At 40.0% G+C, this 19,439-nt stretch carries 21 protein-coding genes; all 21 read right to left on the bottom strand.

Annotated elements, in window-relative coordinates:
- Positions 1–810 (bottom strand): ABC transporter ATP-binding protein, encoded by an 810-nt coding sequence (locus E6X37_RS00685; RefSeq protein ID WP_004698744.1) that lies wholly within the window; start codon positions 808–810, stop codon positions 1–3.
- Positions 811–824: 14 nt separating this feature from the next.
- A complete protein-coding gene (locus E6X37_RS00680; protein WP_004698530.1) occupies positions 825–1,823 on the bottom strand; it encodes a FecCD family ABC transporter permease in 999 nt (332 codons plus the stop codon).
- 1 nt (position 1,824) lies between these two features.
- Positions 1,825–2,847: a FecCD family ABC transporter permease gene (locus E6X37_RS00675; protein WP_004698649.1), complete on the bottom strand. Its 1,023-nt coding sequence runs from the start codon at positions 2,845–2,847 to the stop codon at positions 1,825–1,827.
- Between the two features lie 292 nt (positions 2,848–3,139).
- Positions 3,140–3,904, bottom strand: a complete 765-nt coding sequence (locus tag E6X37_RS00670; protein WP_004698663.1) for an ABC transporter permease — start codon at positions 3,902–3,904, stop codon at positions 3,140–3,142.
- Positions 3,901–4,557 (bottom strand): ABC transporter ATP-binding protein, encoded by a 657-nt coding sequence (locus E6X37_RS00665; RefSeq protein ID WP_004698519.1) that lies wholly within the window; start codon positions 4,555–4,557, stop codon positions 3,901–3,903. The genes E6X37_RS00670 and E6X37_RS00665 overlap by 4 nt, the downstream gene beginning before the upstream one ends.
- 154 nt (positions 4,558–4,711) lie before the next feature.
- On the bottom strand, positions 4,712–4,996 hold the full coding sequence (rpmA, locus tag E6X37_RS00660) for a 50S ribosomal protein L27 (protein WP_004696430.1): 285 nt from the start codon (positions 4,994–4,996) through the stop codon (positions 4,712–4,714).
- A 12-nt stretch (positions 4,997–5,008) separates the two neighbouring features.
- On the bottom strand, positions 5,009–5,323 hold the full coding sequence (locus tag E6X37_RS00655) for a ribosomal-processing cysteine protease Prp (RefSeq protein WP_004698521.1): 315 nt from the start codon (positions 5,321–5,323) through the stop codon (positions 5,009–5,011).
- Positions 5,324–5,325: 2 nt separating this feature from the next.
- Complete coding sequence (rplU, locus tag E6X37_RS00650) at positions 5,326–5,637, bottom strand: 50S ribosomal protein L21 (protein WP_004698652.1); 312 nt, start codon at positions 5,635–5,637, stop codon at positions 5,326–5,328.
- 202 nt (positions 5,638–5,839) lie between these two features.
- A complete protein-coding gene (locus tag E6X37_RS00645) occupies positions 5,840–6,415 on the bottom strand; it encodes a manganese efflux pump MntP (protein ID WP_004698596.1) in 576 nt (191 codons plus the stop codon).
- 28 nt (positions 6,416–6,443) lie between these two features.
- Positions 6,444–7,871, bottom strand: coding sequence for an Rne/Rng family ribonuclease (locus tag E6X37_RS00640; protein ID WP_004698671.1), 1,428 nt, complete (start codon positions 7,869–7,871; stop codon positions 6,444–6,446).
- Between the two features lie 34 nt (positions 7,872–7,905).
- Positions 7,906–8,601 (bottom strand): TIGR03936 family radical SAM-associated protein, encoded by a 696-nt coding sequence (locus E6X37_RS00635; protein WP_004698585.1) that lies wholly within the window; start codon positions 8,599–8,601, stop codon positions 7,906–7,908.
- Complete coding sequence (locus E6X37_RS00630; RefSeq protein ID WP_004698741.1) at positions 8,573–10,456, bottom strand: TIGR03960 family B12-binding radical SAM protein; 1,884 nt, start codon at positions 10,454–10,456, stop codon at positions 8,573–8,575. The genes E6X37_RS00635 and E6X37_RS00630 overlap by 29 nt, the downstream gene beginning before the upstream one ends.
- A 55-nt stretch (positions 10,457–10,511) precedes the next feature.
- Positions 10,512–11,615, bottom strand: a complete 1,104-nt coding sequence (gene rodA, locus E6X37_RS00625) for a rod shape-determining protein RodA (protein ID WP_004698715.1) — start codon at positions 11,613–11,615, stop codon at positions 10,512–10,514.
- Positions 11,616–11,623: 8 nt separating this feature from the next.
- Positions 11,624–12,547, bottom strand: a complete 924-nt coding sequence (locus E6X37_RS00620; RefSeq protein ID WP_004698588.1) for an AAA family ATPase — start codon at positions 12,545–12,547, stop codon at positions 11,624–11,626.
- Position 12,548: 1 nt separating this feature from the next.
- Complete coding sequence (gene mrdA / locus E6X37_RS00615) at positions 12,549–14,471, bottom strand: penicillin-binding protein 2 (RefSeq protein ID WP_008714278.1); 1,923 nt, start codon at positions 14,469–14,471, stop codon at positions 12,549–12,551.
- Positions 14,472–14,490: 19 nt separating this feature from the next.
- Positions 14,491–14,985: a rod shape-determining protein MreD gene (gene mreD / locus E6X37_RS00610; protein ID WP_008714280.1), complete on the bottom strand. Its 495-nt coding sequence runs from the start codon at positions 14,983–14,985 to the stop codon at positions 14,491–14,493.
- Positions 14,982–15,899: a rod shape-determining protein MreC gene (gene mreC / locus E6X37_RS00605; RefSeq protein ID WP_004698531.1), complete on the bottom strand. Its 918-nt coding sequence runs from the start codon at positions 15,897–15,899 to the stop codon at positions 14,982–14,984. Before mreC ends, mreD begins: the two co-directional genes overlap by 4 nt.
- A 1-nt stretch (position 15,900) precedes the next feature.
- Positions 15,901–16,938, bottom strand: a complete 1,038-nt coding sequence (gene mreB, locus E6X37_RS00600; protein WP_004698656.1) for a rod shape-determining protein — start codon at positions 16,936–16,938, stop codon at positions 15,901–15,903.
- 279 nt (positions 16,939–17,217) lie between these two features.
- Entirely contained in the window at positions 17,218–17,916 is a 699-nt protein-coding gene (gene radC, locus E6X37_RS00595) for a RadC family protein (RefSeq protein ID WP_004696456.1), read from the bottom strand.
- Positions 17,917–18,083: 167 nt separating this feature from the next.
- Positions 18,084–18,650 carry a Maf family protein gene (locus E6X37_RS00590; RefSeq protein WP_004698546.1) on the bottom strand — a complete coding sequence of 189 codons (567 nt, stop codon included), beginning with the start codon at positions 18,648–18,650 and terminating at the stop codon, positions 18,084–18,086.
- Between the two features lie 86 nt (positions 18,651–18,736).
- A complete protein-coding gene (locus E6X37_RS00585; protein WP_278604975.1) occupies positions 18,737–19,357 on the bottom strand; it encodes a hypothetical protein in 621 nt (206 codons plus the stop codon).
- Between the last annotated feature and the right edge of the window lie 82 nt (positions 19,358–19,439).

Below are 19,439 nucleotides of genomic sequence, written 5' to 3'. Positions count from 1 at the left end.
CTACACCTCACGTGCCGTATGGCCATAATTTTTCATAGAATAAGGAATACAGAACGGACGATCTGTCTTAGGGTCATTCATGATTGTAGAATCTACACCAAATACATCCTTCAACATTTCATTATGGAAGATAGTATGAGGCGTACCTTCGTATAGAATTTTTCCATCCTTCATGGCAACTAAATTATCGGCAAAACGAGCGGCTTCATTAAGTTCGTGAATAACCATGACAATCGTTTTGTTATAAGCTTTATTCAAATGCTCTACCAGATGCAATACATCCATTTGGTGAGATACATCAAGGAAGCTCGTAGGCTCATCAAGGAATAGAATGTCTGTATTTTGAGCAATAGCCATGGCAATCCATGCCCGTTGCCGTTGCCCCCCAGACATATTTGTAATGCCACGATCTGCAAACTGAAGTAATTCAGTCTCCTTCAAAGCCCACTCTACAATTTCTTTATCCTCTTTTGTAGTACGGGCAAATAAGCTGCCTTGATGCGGTGCACGACCGTACATAACAAGTTCACGCACTGTAATTTCACCAGGTGCCGTTGGATTTTGAGGCAAAATAGCAACCTTTTTTGCTAGCTCTCTACTACCATAAGAACCGATAGATTTACCATCTAGTAAGACATCGCCATCCATTGGTCGAATAATACGACAAATAGTTTTTAGTAAAGTAGATTTACCACAACCATTAGCGCCAATTAATGCTGTTACTTTGCCTTCTGGAATCGTAAGATTTAAGTTCTCTATAATTTTTGTATCACCGTAACCAGTAGTTAGGTTTTTAACTTCTAATTTCATTTATATTTCCCCTTTTACGCTTTTGTTTTTGCTAGAATATACAAGAAGTATGGTGCCCCGATTAAAGCTACAATAATCCCTAATAGGATTTCATCAGGCGCAATAATGGATCGGCCAATCCAGTCGGCAGTGACCACTAAAATAGCTCCAATTAGACCTGTTAATGGCAAGAAATAGGCATGATCGGCACCGACTAAGCGACGTGCAATATGCGGGGAAATAAGCCCTACAAAACCAATGCTGCCGCCGATAGCTACACAGAACCCAGATAAAAGAACTGCAATAATAAGGTATACAAATCTAGAGCGATTTATATGTACACCAAGCCCAATCGCCGTTTCATCAGCTAGGCTCAATAAATTTAACTCCATATAACGGGCATAAAGAATGAGTGATAATACAATGACAATTGGTGCAAGTACCCATACATGCTCCCAGGTATTACCCGAAATAGTGCCGATGGTCCAAGTATTAACTAAATAAAATTTATTAGGGTCCAAACGCGTTACGAGTAAGACTTGCAATGCATGGAATCCTGCACTCATAGAGATACCTGTTAAGATTAAACGATATGGCGAAATAATATCTCTACCGCGACAAGATAGAAGATAAATTAAAATCGCTGCCACAACAGCCCCAGCTACGGCAACAGTAGGTAATGTCCAAATTCCCCACGCCGTTGTAGAGCCTGCAAAATATACTAAAAGAACTACACCTAAACCAGCACCAGCATTTACACCTAACAAGCTTGGACTAGCCAATTCATTTCGAGATATAGTTTGAAAAATTGCACCAGACATAGCAAGGCCCATACCAATAAATACAGCCAAGATGGTGCGAACTAAACGGAAATCAAAAACTGTGAGTTTTTCTACATCATTACCACCGCCAAAGAGAATACGAATAAGATCAGATGTAGACATATCACTAAAGCCTGTATGAAGATGTCCATACATGGCACCTAACAACATGAGCGTCATAACGAAAGAGTAGGCAAAAAAGCGTTTTTTCATCTTATTTTCCTCCCTTACGATTTGCTAAATAAATAAAGAATGGAACACCTACAAGGGCAGTAATGGCACCTAATGGTGTTTCGAATGGAGGATTTACGATACGAGCTACAACGTCAGCAATCATAACAAGTACTGCACCAAAGAGTGCAGAGAATGGAATTACAAGACGATAATCGATGCCTACCAGTTTACGTGTTATATGTGGAATAACGAGACCTACAAAGCCGATCGGACCGGCTAGAGCAACAGCAGAACCGCTAAGAATAAGTACAGTCAAACCAGATAATACACGTACACGATTTAAATTACTGCCAAGACCAATAGCTACCTCTTCGCCAAAGCTTAAGAGCGTAACAGATTTAGATACGTACATGGCAATAAGAATACCAATGAGTGTCCAAGGTAATACAAGTAATACTTGTTCCATACGAATACCACTAATACCGCCTGCAGTCCAAAAACTTAACTCTTGTGCCACTTGGAAGTACACAACAAGCATATGTGTAACAGCCACAAATACTGCACTAATAGCCGTACCTGCAAGTGCAAGATATACAGGAGTAGCTTTACCACCTACGCGTTTAGCAAGAGCTAAAATGAATAGTGTTGCCAATGCGGCCCCACCGAAGGAAAACAAAATACTTCCATTTAAGGTTAAATAAGGAAATAAAATCATCCCAACAGCTAAACCAAAACTGGCACCTGCGTTAATCCCCAAAATAGAAGGACTTGCCATAGGATTGTTGGTAACACCTTGCATCAGTGCACCTGATACGGCAAAACTGATACCTACAACGATACCTGCTATCATACGTGGCAAGCGCAATGTTTGAACGATCATCTGACCTATACTATTAGGATCATAGTTAGTAAAGGATAAAGTAATATCATCTAGGCTGATATAGCGTATCCCAATGAAGAGTGAACCAAGAGATGTGGCAATTAAAATAGCTAAAGCCAGTATACCTAGTAGCGTAGTTTTAGCTGCGCGCCCTCCCCTTGTTTCTACGTCATAATTGCTCATAAAAACTCCTTACAATACAAAATACTATAGAATTTACTGATACATTATATCAACAACACTCTATCTTTTTCAATAATAAATCTCATTATCATTTATAGCAATAATGCAATGTTAAAAACAAAATAAGTAAAGCTTTATAACTATACAAAATTATATCCAATATTCTTTATTCCTATAATCATATATAAACATTATCACTATAAAAAAGAGTAGTAATCTTAAGGCTACTACTCTAAGTTATGAGTAAATATTCTGATTTGATGTACTATAAAATATATTTAAAGCACTAAATTTACCTATTTAATTGATTTCTATTATTAAAAAATGCTCTATACGCTAATTGACAAGTAATAAAGCAAGCAATCGATATAGTAGATAAACTCATAAATGTCACAATCATTTGATATTTTACAGCTTCAAGTGGAGGCATCCCCGCTAAGATAAGACCTGTCATCATTCCTGGTAAAGCCACGATTCCTAAAGTCTTAGCGCTATCCACAGTAGGTTGCAATCCAGTCTTTATAACATCTCGCACGATGGCTTTTGACGCTTGCTTAGGTGTACTTCCTAACGCTAGTTTAATTTCCACCTCTTGTTGGCGCAACTCAAAATTTGATAGCATTTGTCGATAACAAAGGCCAATTGCCACCATAGCTCCACTAATAACCATCCCTCCAACAGGAATCACCTGATAAGCAGTAAAGTTAAGCACACCTGTTAGAAGCAAAATCGATAATGTAATGCTTGCACCTACTGTTATGGCAAACCAAGAAATCCACAATGCATATGGTATTCCCTTGCCGCGTTTAGAAGAATTATAGGCTGCATTAATAGCCATAAAACCTAATAATCCGATTATGAATATGGGACTTTCAGTACTAAAAATATAAGCTAAAATAAAGCCTATGGCAAATAACTGTATGGTAGCTCGTAAAGCACTTATAAAAATATCTTTCTCTAACTTCAACTCCTGCCGATAGGACATAAACATACTTATAATAACTAATATAGATGCAAGGCATAATGACATGGCTGAAATAGCATGAAATTGACTCACCGTAATACCTCCTCTTTAGCTAATGATCCATCTACAATTGTAATGCGGCGATTAGCCTTACGTAAGCTTTGTTCCTCACTATGTGTTATTGCTATGATGGTCATCCCATTATTATGAAGTTCATCGATTACCCGTTCCACGATAGCCGTGTTAACAGCATCTAATGCAGAGGTAACCTCATCTAAAAGCAATACTTTAGGTTCAAAGATAAGGCTTCGAATGAGACAAATCCGTTGCATTTCTCCACCAGATAGTTCATCATTATGGCGCTCAAGATATTCAATAGGCATATGAAGTAAATCGAAAAGATATTTGATACGAATCATATCAGGTTCCATACCTCGAATATCATAAGGGAACAAAATATTACGACGCACCGTTTTTGCAAACAAGTAAGGTCTTTGAAAGCAATAACCTACCTCTTTTCGATAACTTTCTGGATCTATAGTGGTTAAATCACGTCCATTATAAGTAATAATCCCTGAGGTAGGACTAATCAAATCACTACATAATTTTAAAAGTGTACTTTTACCACTACCAGAAGGGCCTACAACAGTGAGATACTCTCCTTCATGTACAGATAGAGACACATCACGGATAATAGACTTTTCGTTTACAACATAGGATATATTAGATAACTCTAATAGTGCCATAATGCCTCCGATTAAATTTAAAAATTCTAGAATATATTTGATAATCACTTTAAACTATATTATATTATACCAATACAACGAACACCATAATAAACAAAAACAAACAACAAAAAATCCCTAGTGGAAACCACTAGGGATTAATAGTCTTGTAAAATTAAGCTTCTACAGGGTATACGCTAACTTTACGGTTATAACGACCAGCACGTTCAAATGCTACTTTACCAGGCACAAGTGCGAATAAAGTGTCATCTTTACCGATACCTACGTTAGTACCAGGGTGGAAGTGAGTACCACGTTGACGAACGATGATGTTACCGCTCTTTACGATGGAACCATCATGGCATTTAACACCAAGACGTTTAGATTCACTATCACGACCGTTACGAGTACTGGACACACCTTTTTTATGTGCGAACAATTGCAAATCAAAAGTAAACATTAAGTTCACCTCCTATATTTCGTGAATTTGGACAAACTCTGGATATTGACGGCTAATTTCCTCCAAACCGAGAAGCATAGTCCCCAGAATATCCTGTCCACTCTGATTAATCGTACCAGAGAGAACTATATCACATTGACCTTCGCTATTCGTATACTCACCTTCTTGTTGAGCAATTTGGGTGAGGCCTAACATCGCCGTTGCCGATAAGGCAGACACTGCAGCACATACGATATCGAAGCCATGTTCATCATATCCTGCATGACCGGACATATGACAACCAATAACTTGACCATCACTATTCCGCTGGATTCCGATGGAAACCATAATTAAGCTTGGATAGATTCAATACGAACTTTTGTAAACGGTTGACGATGGCCTTGACGACGACGGTAGTTGGATTTAGCTTTGTATTTGAATACTAAGATCTTTTTACCTTTACCATGCTCAAGAACTGTACCTGTAACTTTTGCACCGTTTACAAGAGGAGCGCCAACTTTAACGTCGCCGTCATTCACTACAGTCAAAACTTCTTCGAATGTAACGGACTCGTTAGCAGCTGCTTCCAATTTTTCGATAGTAATTACATCGCCTTCAGCAACGCGATATTGTTTACCACCAGTTTTAATAATTGCGTACATGAGAACACCTCCTTGTTATCGAACTCGCTGAATTCGGTATCCCGACCCGAACTTCGGTCGGGCGTTTAAACCTGCTTCACGCGGATTGCAAAGTTCAGAAAACCGAACTAATACTGATATAGTATATACTATTTACACAGTCATGTCAAACCAAAAACTACAGAATTCGCCTAGTTTTTAACACTTATATATATACAGAGCTTTAAAATTCTCCGATAATTCCAAGGTGCTGTAAGAGTATCTTTGTACCGATGAGAATTAATACACCTCCACCAACTATATCTGCATATTTTCCAACAAATTGGCCCATAAATTTACCTAAGTACACACCAATTAAAGAAATGCCAAAGGTAATAATACCAATCATGGTAGAAGCTTCCCATACATTAATAGGTAAGAACGCAAAGGTCAACCCTACAGCCATCGCATCGAGACTGGTCGCTACGGAGAGCATCACCATCTCCCAGACACCTAAAAATTGCTTATCATCGTCCTCTTCATCATCATCGCTAAGCCCTTCTCGAATCATAGCGATACCTAAATAGCCAAGAAGACCAAAGATAATCCAGTGATCCCAATCAGATATGACATCGATAAATTGACGTCCTATGAGCCAACCGATGAGGGGCATTAGGAACTGAAACAAGCCAAATAGAAAGGCCAAAGTGACCTTCCGACCATTCTCACCTACAGGCATTGTCAGCCCCTTACCAATAGATACGCCAAAAGCATCCATGGCAAGACCAATACTAATTAATACAATTTCAAATATAGACACTATACTCACCTATACACAAACTACTTACTTATTCGGCTATAGCCATCAAGGAATATCCTTCTCGACTAATTTGTGGATTTACTACAATAGAAATCTTGCGACCTATAGACTCACCTAAATCCTCGACAATAGTCTTTGTTAAATACTGGGCCACCTCCGGATGAACTTCGATTTCTAGATTCGTTTTAATACGTCCTGATTTAAATAACTCGCGGATACGACGCACAATCTGCATATATACAGTACGACCCGACAACATATAGCCCGTACCACCGCATTGAGGGCATGTATCAAACATCAAGGTTTGCAAGCCTTGGCGAGCTCGTTTTCGCGTCATCTCTACGAGGCCAAGCGAACTAATGCCGCATACAACGGTTTTCATTTTATCTAACTTAGCTTGTGCCCCCAACAATTTTAATAACTCTTGTTGATGTTCTTTATCTTTCATATCAATAAAATCGATGACGATAATACCACCGATATCACGCAAGCGCAATTGACGACAGATCTCTCTTGCCGCCTCTTTATTGACTGTAAAAGCTAAATCTTCTAGCTTATTAGATTTACCAGTATAATGAGCAGAATTTACATCAAATACGGTGAGAGCCTCCGTATGATCAATACGGATTGACCCTCCAGAAGGAAGATTAATATCGCGAGAGATAAGATCTTCTAATTGCGGTTCAATATGGTTTGCTTTAAAAATAGGTGTGCTATCGCGATGACGTGTTACTTTAATTTGTTGCGATGTAGGGCCATGACCTAAGAGGTCCAGCAATCGGGATTCTCCCATATCGGAATCGACGATGATTTCCTCTACATTGCGATGCGCATAGTCCCGTACAAGGCGGAACCAGAAATCCGCGTCACTATATAAATCAGTACCGCTCTTAGCCACCTTAAAGCGCTTCAACACATGTTGCCAGGTCCGCCACAGATACTCCATATCGCGACCGATTTCATCGGCACTGGCCTTAGCTGCTGCAGTGCGAATGATAAAACCGCAACCTTCTTGTACATAAGGGGCTGCCAATTCTTGTAGTTTACTGCGCATGGTTTCGTCTGTAATTTTCTTGGAAATATGCATGCCTTCAGAATACGGTAAAAGCACCATAAAGCGGCCCGCCAAACTGACATCAGCAGTTACGCGAGCACCTTTACCAAGCATTTCTTCTTTCACTACTTGAACGAGAATTTGTTGCCCCACAGATAAGCGTGGCAAAATTTTCTGTTCCTTCCCTTGTTGTAAGTTCAAGTACGCATTTTGAGAGCCCCCAATATCAACAAAGGCCGCTTGCATACCATTCAATACATTCTTTACTGTGCCTTTGTACATATGATTTGCCATATGAGACTCATCGGTACGCTCCAAGACAAAGTCCACTAGCTGGCCTTCTTCATCGATAACAGCCATGCGAATTTCTTCGCGCATAACATTGACCAAAATTTTATGCATCCTATCCCTCCCTTCTTTATCAGTTAAATTATAATTAGTAATTAATCTCTAATGGCGTATAGCGACCTTCTTCGTTTTCTACCATAATGGCTTTACGGTGAATTTCGTAATCTGAAGTAATAGGCCAATTATACTGTTCTTTACCAAGATTCCATACTTCGCTAGGTTTAATAGTCCCTTGCGGATAAATACCGATGCCCATTGTAAGAGTCACCATGTCATCCTTAATAGAGGCTACGACCGGTTCTTTTACAAACTCTTTTACATCAATGGTACGAGTTTTCTTAGGTGTCACCTTTTCATAAGAAATTTTTGTTGCTTCATTAAAAGCTTTGAGTAACGCATCCCAATCCGCATTTTTATCTGTCACAGGACCTGTAACCTCATAGATAGCAAAGTTACAGATGGCCATCATCTTTTTCACCTTTTCAGGCATTTCTTTACCATCTAGGACCTCAAGACCAGGAGGCGCTACACGATTTAAGCGGTCCATAATGGACTCTAAACTATCATCTTCGAGCACATCCATATCGATATATTCAGCTGCTGCCGTTACGCCTAAAGCAAGTGCAGAGGAAAAGCTAATTTTCATATGCGGGTTAAAGCCTTCAGAATATGCCATTTTAATTTCTGCTCGACGTATCATACGCTCTACAGCTTGAGCATAATCAAGGTGTGACAGGAATCGTAATTCTTCGCCCTTATTTAAGGCCAAACGTAACTTTTTCAACTCTGCCACCCTCCTTATAGTCAATAATAGCTGTATTGAGCTCTGGACATACATTACAGCCCTTGCATGGAGCTCGACGACAATCGCCTGTAAGGTTAGCTGCCACCGCTTGTTCCCACTCGCGTTTTAAGAAAGCTTTACTTACAGTGCAATCTAAATGATCCCAAGGCAATGGCTCATCGAAATCTCGTGTACGACGTGCAAAATACGCAGGATCCAATCCGCAGTCAGCGAATGCTTTCAACCAAGCTTCATAGTTAAAGAACTCAGTCCAACCATCAAATTTACAACCAGCCTTCCAAGCCTCTACGAGAACTTTAGATAGTCTACGATCTCCACGAGCAAAAGCGGCTTCCATGTAGCCAGTATAACCATCATGATAGTGATAAGAAATGTTACGATTATTGATGAGAGACTTCAAGTAACGTTGTTTACGATGAATCTCCTCCACATCTTCTTGACCATACCATTGATATGGAGAATGTGTTTTTGGTACGAAGAAGGATACGCTCACCGTTACAGAACCATTACGTTTGCCTGTAATATCACGGTGCAAGTCAAGCACCTTGTACGCAAGATCTGCAATACCAGCCAAATCTTCATCTGTTTCTGTAGGAAGCCCCATCATAAAATACAATTTAACCGTGTTCCATCCTGATTTGAAGGCATTAGTACATGCGGCCAACAAATCTTCTTCACTAACGCCCTTATTGATAACGTCACGCATCCGTTGCGTACCTGCTTCAGGCGCAAAGGTAAGACCACTCTTGCGCACTTGCTGTACCTTTTTCGCAATATCGATAGAGAAGCTATCAATACGCAATGACGGTAAGCTAACGCTAACTTGTTTATCTTTAAACTCTTCCATGAGCATATCTACGAGTTCAGGCAATTTAGAATAGTCCGCAGAGCTCAAACTCATCAAGGATATTTCATTGTACCCCGTATTGGCAATTGTATCTTTAGCAATCTGTAACAAACGTTCTGGCGTCTTTTCACGAACCGGACGATAGAGCATACCGGCCTGACAGAAACGACAACCACGCGTACAGCCACGGAATAACTCCAATACAGCGCGGTCATGCACTATATCAAGGAACGGTACAACAGGCTTTGTTGGATAGAATACATTCTCTACATCCTCTATAATACGTTTCTCAACGGTTGCAGGTACGTCTTCGAAACGCGGCGTAATCGATTTAAAATCGCCTTGTTCGGTGTATTCTACATCGTATAAAGCCGGGCAATATGTGCCAGGAATTTGGGCTACTTTACGCAAAAAGCCTTCTTTGCCACCTGGGAAGCCTTTGGCTTTTTCTGCTTTAAATAAGTCGATGAATTCATCGCCCCACTCTTCGGATTCACCGAGGGATACGATATCAAAGAAATCAGCAATAGGCTCTACATTATACGCACAAGGGCCACCGCATACAAGCAGTGGAAAATCTAAATCACGCTCCTTAGCATACATAGGAATGCCTGCTAAATCGAGCATATTTAAAATGTTAGTAAAACTCATTTCATATTGAAGCGTAAATGCTAACACATCAAAGTCTTTAATAGGCGTACGTGTTTCTAAGGAAAATAATGGAATATTACGCTTGCGCATTTCCTCTTCCATATCGTGCCACGGTGCAAATACGCGCTCGGCTACCGCATCTTCACGACGGTTTACGAGACCATACAAAATCTTGATGCCCAAATGACTCATGGCCACTTCGTACACATCGGGAAAACCTAAAGCCATAGTTACATCAACAGTACTGTGATCTTTCACGATACTATTGTATTCGCCGCCCGTGTAGCGAGCAGGCTTTTGGACATGTTGTAACCATGACGTATCTAATTGAATCATACATCCTCCGTCTTTAATGAAAGACTTCTTTCACAATCAATCCTATGAAAGGATATTAAAATATATATTTTGTCCGCTGTCTAGCAATATTTAATAAAATGCCAATGCTCAGCATATTAGTTGTTAGCGCACTAACACCATAGCTAAGGAAAGGCAACGGAATCCCCGTTACAGGCATGATACCAATCGTCATTCCTACGTTTACGAGCACTTCAAAGGCAAACATCGTACCAATACCCGTTGCTAATAACATACCAAAATTATCATTGCAGGTATATGCTACTTGAATACTGCGATAAATAAGCATAAACAATAATAGCAATACTACAATGCATCCTACAAAGCCAAATTCTTCGCCGATTACAGAAAAGATAAAGTCCGTATGATTTTCTGGTAAAAAGTTCAACTGACTTTGAGTACCATTAAAGATACCTTTACCAAAAATCATACCCGACCCGATGGCAATCTTAGATTGAATGATATGATAGCCAGAACCGAAGGGATCAATATCTGGATTTAAAAATACTAGAATACGTTGCTTTTGGTATTCTTTCAGTACAAACCAGCCCAAAGGCATCAAGAGTAAAGTCACGCTCGCAATGATTTTTATAAGCTTTGTTTTGATACCAGATATAAAGAGCATCCCTACAAATATAGCAATATATACGAGGGATGTCCCCAAGTCAGGTTGTAAGAATACGAGAAGGATAGGAATCCCTACATATAACACTGGCATCAATAGGGATTTAAAAGTATCTAACTTGCCAATGCGCGGTTCTAACATTTTAGCCATACAGATAATCATCAATAGTTTAGAAAACTCTGAAGGCTGGATAGTAATTGGCCCCAGTTGAATCCAACGCTGTGCACCTAGTGCGGAGGTACCAACTACCATGACTGCAATTAACATAAGCATGGTAATCACATAAATCATATTCCCCCACCCTTTAAGGCGATGGTAATCTAGAAATTGCATGCCTATAACGACAGCTATATTTGCTAAAAAGAATACGAGTTGTTTTACCACTAAACTACCAAAACCGATAGCTTCATGATTCACATGGGTAGCACTACCAATAGCTGTAAGACCAATTCCGACAAGTAATATAGTACATATGATGATAGTCCAATCGCTATCTGTCCATATTTTACGCCACATCATATCACCTATTTCAACTTGCTACGGCGCCACAAGCTTTGTTTCCCTTGCACCAATAAGCGTTGCGTGGTCCAACCGCCACGATTAATGTAATGAACATTGTTAGAATCCTCAAAAATAGACTCACCTACTGTTGCAAGACTTGGTGTACTATCTTGCTCCTTCGATGTTTTTTTCTTAGTTACATAAGCATCGAAGTGCTTTTGTACATCGTAGTCTTCCCAACACTCACCGGTAGTTACATAATCAACAAGAGGTGCTAACATAGCTTTTAGTTCACTAGAAACAAATTCTAACAAACGACCATCTTGTGTATAGGTCAAAATATCCTCATCATAAGGAATTATAGCCCCTACATATTCAGCGCGAAGGACTTCTAACATATCATATAAATGGATATCCTCTCCATCGATAGGTACTGCATTAAAAGCAATAGCATAATCACGAATATTATGTTCTTGACATACTTGAATCATGCGTGCCCCATTACGCAAGGATACCCATAAAGGATGCGTCACCACGATGCAGCGATTTACTAATTCTAAAATAGACTCTATGCCCTTACCAATACCAGCAGGAGCATCAATTAAAATATAGTCATATGTCTCAGAGAGGCGACGGACTAATTTTTTATATTTTTTACGACCTATATCTTCCCAACGAGCGCTTTGGCTAGCTGGTAGGAAATCTAAGTTTTCATCAATTGATACGATGGCATCATCCATATAGTCTTTATCTTCGCTCGCATCTAATGCGTCGTAAATAATTTCATTTGCCACTCCTAACACAAGGTCTAAATCGCGCAATCCAAAATCTCCATCACAGAGCAATACGCGATGCCCTACATTGCTTAAGGCTGAACCCAAGCAAGCGGTAATCGTAGTCTTACCTACGCCCCCCTTACCGGATACAACGCCGATTATCTCGCCCATACTAATCCTTTCTTGGTTGTCCACTAGTTACCGCATTCTGAGGTTTTTGCCCTTTATTAATACTTGTCCCCGTAGCAGTTTCCTTATTGCTCTTACTATTTGTATCATTAGATTTCTTATTCACTGGTACATTGAAGTACGCAGCCAATATATCTCGTACGATAGGCCCTGCAGAGCCCGCACCAAAGCTACCTTGCTCAACAAGTGCAACCACTACAATTTGTGGCTTATCATATGGTGCATAGGCTACAAACCAGCCGTGATCTCTGCCATGTGCATTCTCTGAAGTACCTGTTTTACCAGCTACATCAATAGGGAATCCTTTAAACAACTCCCCTGCTGTACCACCTTCATTAGTAACATCACGCAAGCCTTCGCGAACAAGATCCATAATATTTTTTGGTACAGGTAAGATACCGAGCTTGTCTGGGCCAAAGATTTCTTTTGGCGTGCCATCCTTATTATCAATACGGCTCACTACATATGGGCGGTATTTAATGCCACCATTTGCTACTTCACTGAGCATAACAGCCATTTGTAATGGTGTCACCAAAGTAAAAGACTGACCTATGGCCGCATCAAAGGTTTCACCTAAATACCAATCTTCATCATACACTTTGCGTTTATAAGCAGGACTTGCCATATTACCAGAGGCCTCACCAACAAGATTGATGCCTGTCTTTTCGCCAATACCAAAGTAGCCAGCATATTTTACAAGTCCTTCTATGCCAACGCGATTGCCCATTTCATAGAAGTAAACATTATCTGATTTTGCAAGAGCTTTATTAAAGTTAAGCCACCCTAATGCTTCACCTTCTGCATTTCGTTTATCGATAAGCCAATGTTTACCACTATCAAAAATCATTTCTTCAGGGGTAACCTTTTTCAGGTCTAAAGCCGCCGTACCTGTAATAATCTTGAACGGAGAACCTGGTGGATATTCACCAGAAATAACCTTATTATCAAATGGATGATTCTTATCGTTATTCAATTGATTCCACTGTGCCGTTGTAATCCCTTTCGCAAACCAGTTAGGATTAAACTCAGGGGCGCTGACCATGGCCAAAATGGCACCCGTATTTGGATCCATTGCTACTACAGCAGCTCCTTGAGCTGGAATGCCTTGGGCACGCAACTGTTCTAATTGGTTCTTAACAGCTTCTTCAGCAGCCTTTTGTAGATTTGCATCTATTGTCAAATGGATATTAGATCCAGGCACTGTATGCTTTCTATCTACCTCCGCAACCGGTCGGCCTGTAGCATCAACCTCTACCTGTTTACCACCATCAGTACCACGCAAGATGGAATCATATAGTTTTTCAAGACCAGAACGGCCTAAAATAGTACCACCACTAATAAGGGTATTTGGATCTTGCTGTTTTAGCTCTTCTAATTCTTCTTCGCTCACTTCACCCACATAACCAAAGAGCTGAGAAGCCATCGTTTCATATGGATAATAGCGAAGTGGTTCTACATCTATGGTAACACCTGGTAATTCATGACGATGCTCTTCGATGCTTGTAACTACATCCATAGAAATATCATTAGCAATACGAATTGGCTCATAACCATATTTATGATCATTTACCTTTTTTGTAATATCTTCTGGTTTAATTTTCAGCAAAGTTGCCAACTTAGCAACTTCACCTTCGTCTAGAGCCTTCCCCGTAGGCAAAATGGAGATAGTGTATGCCGGTCTAGAACCTACTAAGATCTGACCATTTCGATCGTACATAATACCACGAGCAGCTGTCATGGATACCATGCGCAAACGGTTGCCTTCTGCCTTAGCTTGGTAATAACCACCAGACAAGATTTGCAACGACATCAGGCGTAATGCCAAGACTATAAATATGCCGGCTACAATGTAAAAGAGTACATCAAAGCGATTCGTTTTTCTTCGTTTATAGAGGCCTTCAAGCACTCTTTCACCCCCTTAATCCTTACCAAATATAACCTTGTTGTTCATCATCTTTACGCCATAACAAACCATGCACAATAGCGCCTAACAAGCCATTCCAGAACATCACGGGTAATACCATATGCCACAAGTATAGTCCAAAGTGCAAATCGCCACCACTAGCTAATATCATAAAGCTACGAATAACGCCATCTAGTAGCGTACAAATAGCTACTATACCGCTAGACCAATACCAGCGTTCTTCATAGATACGATGCTTTACGGCAGATAGTAGGTATACCACAATTACGTAAGGGAATAGATGGAGCCCAAAAAAGTTAGATATCAATACATCATGTACGATACCCCCAACAACAGCGGATATCAGCCCCATACGACGACCTTTAAATAAAGTAATCATAACAATTATCGTCAAAATTAAGTTTGGTAACCAATTTGTATGAAAAATAGTAGGCAATAATTGCGCTTGTATAAAATATATTAAAAATCCAGAGAGAACTAAAGCTAGACGCATCATTGTTTAACGGCCCCCTTTGCACCCTCTACTTGATCTCGTTGTGTTTGAGGCACAAGTTTAGGTTCAAGTTCTGGTTTTTGTGGTGCACTTAGAGAAGACGAGGTAAGCACAAAAACTTCTTCTAAACGATGAAAATCTACACTCGGTGTGACTACCGCATTTTTAACAAATCCTTCCGAATCATTTTCGATAGATTGCACGTTGCCAACAGGTAGACCTTTCGGATAAATGCCTCCATATCCAGAGGTAATCAACTTATCACCTACCAATACATCACCATCGCGAGCAATATTTACCATAGATGGTGTACGAGGTGTATTGCCATTACCTTTTACAACGCCAGACAAACGAGATTCAGGTCGTTGTACAAGGATACCTATTGCGCTACGCGGATCAAGAATGGTTTGAACGCGAGCAGAATGCGGATATACATCTGTAATAAAACCAACGACACCACTAGGTACAACAACAGCCATATTAACTGCCATACCTTCTTCACTCCCTTTATCAATGGTGAAAGTATTTGTCCAAGTACCGTAATCCTTTGTAATGATACCTGCTAGGGTCATGGAGAATTCTGGATGGCTACTCTTATAGTTTAAAAGCTGACGAAGGCGAATATTCTCTGCTACTACTTCATCGTAGTTAACTACCTTTTGTTCCAATGTAGCTTTACGAGATGCTTCCTCTTCACGTTCGATAGTAGAGAAAATAGCATTATTAAGTACTGTAAAGCTAGTTTGGACGCCCTCTAATAAACGAGCTGACCCATAAGAGAAAGGCGTTGTAATTCCTTCAAGGGTAACCGTAACAAAGGGAATACTAGTCCGTTGCTTCCACGCAAAGCCGAGCAATGCCATTAGGATACAACCAATGACAACGATGATAATTAACTTTTTATCTGACTGTATCATGCTAGTCTCGGCCCTTTCTATTCTTAGAATTTACAATAAAACGCGATAAGCTCACCAAATCAGATGAGGCCCCATTAAGGCCTACCACAACTTTTGTTTCAGGTGCTTCAGGAACGTGAACAGGTACACCTACTTCAGTACCAATCCGATCCGCTAAGCCAGATAGTCTTGCCGTACCGCCAGTAAGCCATATGCCATGTTGCATAATATCAGCCACGATTTCTGGTGCCGTAGCACGAATCATTTGCTTAACCTCATCCAAGAGTCCTATCAAACATTCATTTACAACTTGGTACACTTCAGATTGATGAATCACACAACGTCTACCTAAGCCGTTCATCATATCGCGCCCCTGAAAGGCATACTCTGCATCCTCTAAAGGAGCGATAGCTGTACCTAATGTATGCTTAATATCTAATATGGTCTCATCAGATACGATAACGCCAAAACACTCACGCACATAGCGCAATAAGGCATTATTAATATCAGAACCACCAAAACGAATTGTTTTGCTATCTACGATACCACCTAAAGAAACAATCCCCATATCAATAGTGCCACCACCGATGTCAATAACCATAGATCCTTGCGCTTCAAAGATAGGCACACCACAACCAATAGCAGCTGCCACAGGTCGTTCAATGAGGAATACCTCTCGAGCACCAGCTTGAATAACAGCATCCATCATAGCTCGTTGCTCAACATCGGTCATGCCACAAGGAACCCCTACGACAACGCGGGCTCGACGCAACGCATTAGACACCTTATTAAGAAAGTAGCTAAGCATAGTATGCATAACACGATAGTCAACGATAAATCCATCCTTTAAAGGCGTTAACGGACGCCACATATCGGGCATGCGCAATACGAGGCGCGCCGCTTCATCACCAACGGCTACTACTTTTTCTTGTTTTGTATCAGTTGCTATAATCGATGGTTCGCTTATAACAGTCCCTCGCGTCCCCCCCATGAGGCGCGTTTGTATGGAACCAATATCTATACTTACATCTTTTCCTAGAGTAGGTAAAATGGAACTCATAGTAATTTCTCCTTCATTACATCATCATTCCATTTTACCATATATAACGCGACTTTTTCCATTGATATCAGTACCTTTCCTTTTGTTAAAAGCACAGATAACGCATAATCCCTGTACTCATAAGTCATACATAAAAATTACATAACTTCATACATATAATCTCATACACAATAAGGAAAAGCACTCATTTATAGGAACTTACCCATGCGTCAAAATTAGGTATAGTTCAAAATGAGTGCTTTTAATAATCTTACTTGGCTTTGTTCAGTTTATTTAGGCTCAGCTCAATTTACCAATTTCGCTGAGGCTCGTAAATTCATTATCCCCTATAACAATATGATCAAGTACAGGAATCCCCATAAATTGACCAGCACTAACAAACATTTTCGTTAGCCGTATATCTTCATCACTTGGTCTACTATCACCTGACGGGTGGTTATGGATTAGAATAATAGCCGCCGCATTGCATGCTATAGCTTTTTTAAATACTGCTCTTTGCTCTACAAGGCTTGATACCAATCCACCATTAGAGATATGCTCCAACTGAATAAGCTTATTTCGAGATGTTAGCATGGCAGCCCACACATGTTCCACATCTTCGTGCCGCAGTCGTTCCATCACATATTGAGCTATTACAAAAGGTTGCGAAAAATCTTCATAAGTCTCTTTAATCTTAAGCTCCCCTAGACGCCTACCCATTTCAAGTGCTGCACATAGCGTCACTGCTTTATCTCTACCAATACCCTTGATTTTGGTTAGATTATCTACGGTCATTCGGTTAAGACCATATACGCCATCATCAAAGGATTGTACGATATCACTTGCCAAAGAAATCGCAGATTGCCCCTTTACCCCTGTACGCAATAAAATAGCCAACAACTCCTCCATCGCCATATGTGAAGGGCCTAAGGCGAGAAATTTTTCTCGCGGGCGCTGGAATGGTAGCATATCTTTTACACTTACTGTTGGTACTTCCATAGAATCTCTCCATTCAAATAGATAACACCATTTGTAAATCAAACAATAAACACATCTACTCTCTTAAAAATTATTCAGCACAGCACAGCACAGCACAGCACAGCACAGCACAGCACAGCACAGCACAGCACAGCCAATTATATCACTATCTGTCTAATACGCTAGTACTATTTTGCCCCTAACGCCTTGCACAGTTCCTCGTATACATGTTCAACTGGTAACCCTACCACATTAGTATAAGAGCCCTCTATTTTATCTACCCATAATGCACCTTTTCCTTGGATGCCATAAGCTCCAGCCTTATCCATCGGTTCCCCACTAGCAATATAAGACTCAATTTCAAAGGGTGCTAATTGTTTAAAATATACTTTTGTTTCATTGTGAAAAACTATCTCCTCCCCTTTGATGAGTAACGCGACTCCAGTGATTACAGAATGTGCTCTACCCGATAAATGCTCCAACATATGGCGTGCATCGGATTCATCATGTGGCTTTCCTAATACTTTATTATCAAGGACAACAATAGTATCTGCGCCTAACACAATACTTCCGTCTGGAACACCTACAGCACAACGAGCCTTACCTAATGCTTGGGCTTTCACCATTTCAATAGGGTTGTCGTAACCCTCATTAGATTCCTCATAAGTACTGGATACAACAGTATGATCAATCCCAACCTGTGTTAATAATTCAGTTCTACGTGGTGATTGACTCGCCAAATATAATCCAGCCATATACGCTCCTTCGTATTAAAAAACTTGTACATAAAATTCTTGGTATAACTAAACTATCCTGCCTATCCCCCAGAACTTACCATCCCTTACATAGTTGTTACTTTATCTTCTTTTGAAGAAATTAATCTTTCATAATATTCTTGTACATCTTCCCCATGTTTTACCGCATCAGCTCGCACCGCTGCATAAAATACAATATCCGCTTGAGGCACACGAATACGGCCAGGCACATGCTCTTCTAATATTTCAAAGAATCTATCGTCGGCTTTCAACAGCAAACGACCATTTTTAACTTTATTTCCATCTACAATAGAATACACAAGAGACCAAATCGGGCGCGGGTCAGAGGTAGAACATTTTCTATATTTATAGCGGTATTTAATATTTGTCAACAACTCACGTTCAAACTTGAACACCCCATCAATCATGTTATAATCTACTTCAAAATGACGATTTCTAAAGATAGAGTGCTCTTCAATCACAAGCTTTGTATCTGTCAAAATATATGTATATCTACTAACAGCCTGTTTAACCATAACAATGATGGCCATGATTTCAATAAAATACTCAGCTAATAAAACCGTATGTAATTGAATACTGCGATACGTTGTATAAGCTGCTGCACACAACAATAAAATCACAAAAAATACTACCAATAACTCTGCACTTCTGGTGCGCTGAGATTTTTCTTCATATAATACTGTCATGCTTTACCCCTTTTAAAGAAATCACTAATTAATAACTATACATCCTATTATAAGATATTCTATGCATAAAAACTACAAAAAC

The sequence above is a fragment of the Veillonella parvula genome, from assembly GCF_032550495.1.
Taxonomy (GTDB): domain Bacteria; phylum Bacillota; class Negativicutes; order Veillonellales; family Veillonellaceae; genus Veillonella; species Veillonella parvula_G.
The sequence above is the reverse complement of the archived record's forward strand: the minus strand, read 5'-3'. Positions and strand labels throughout refer to the sequence as shown.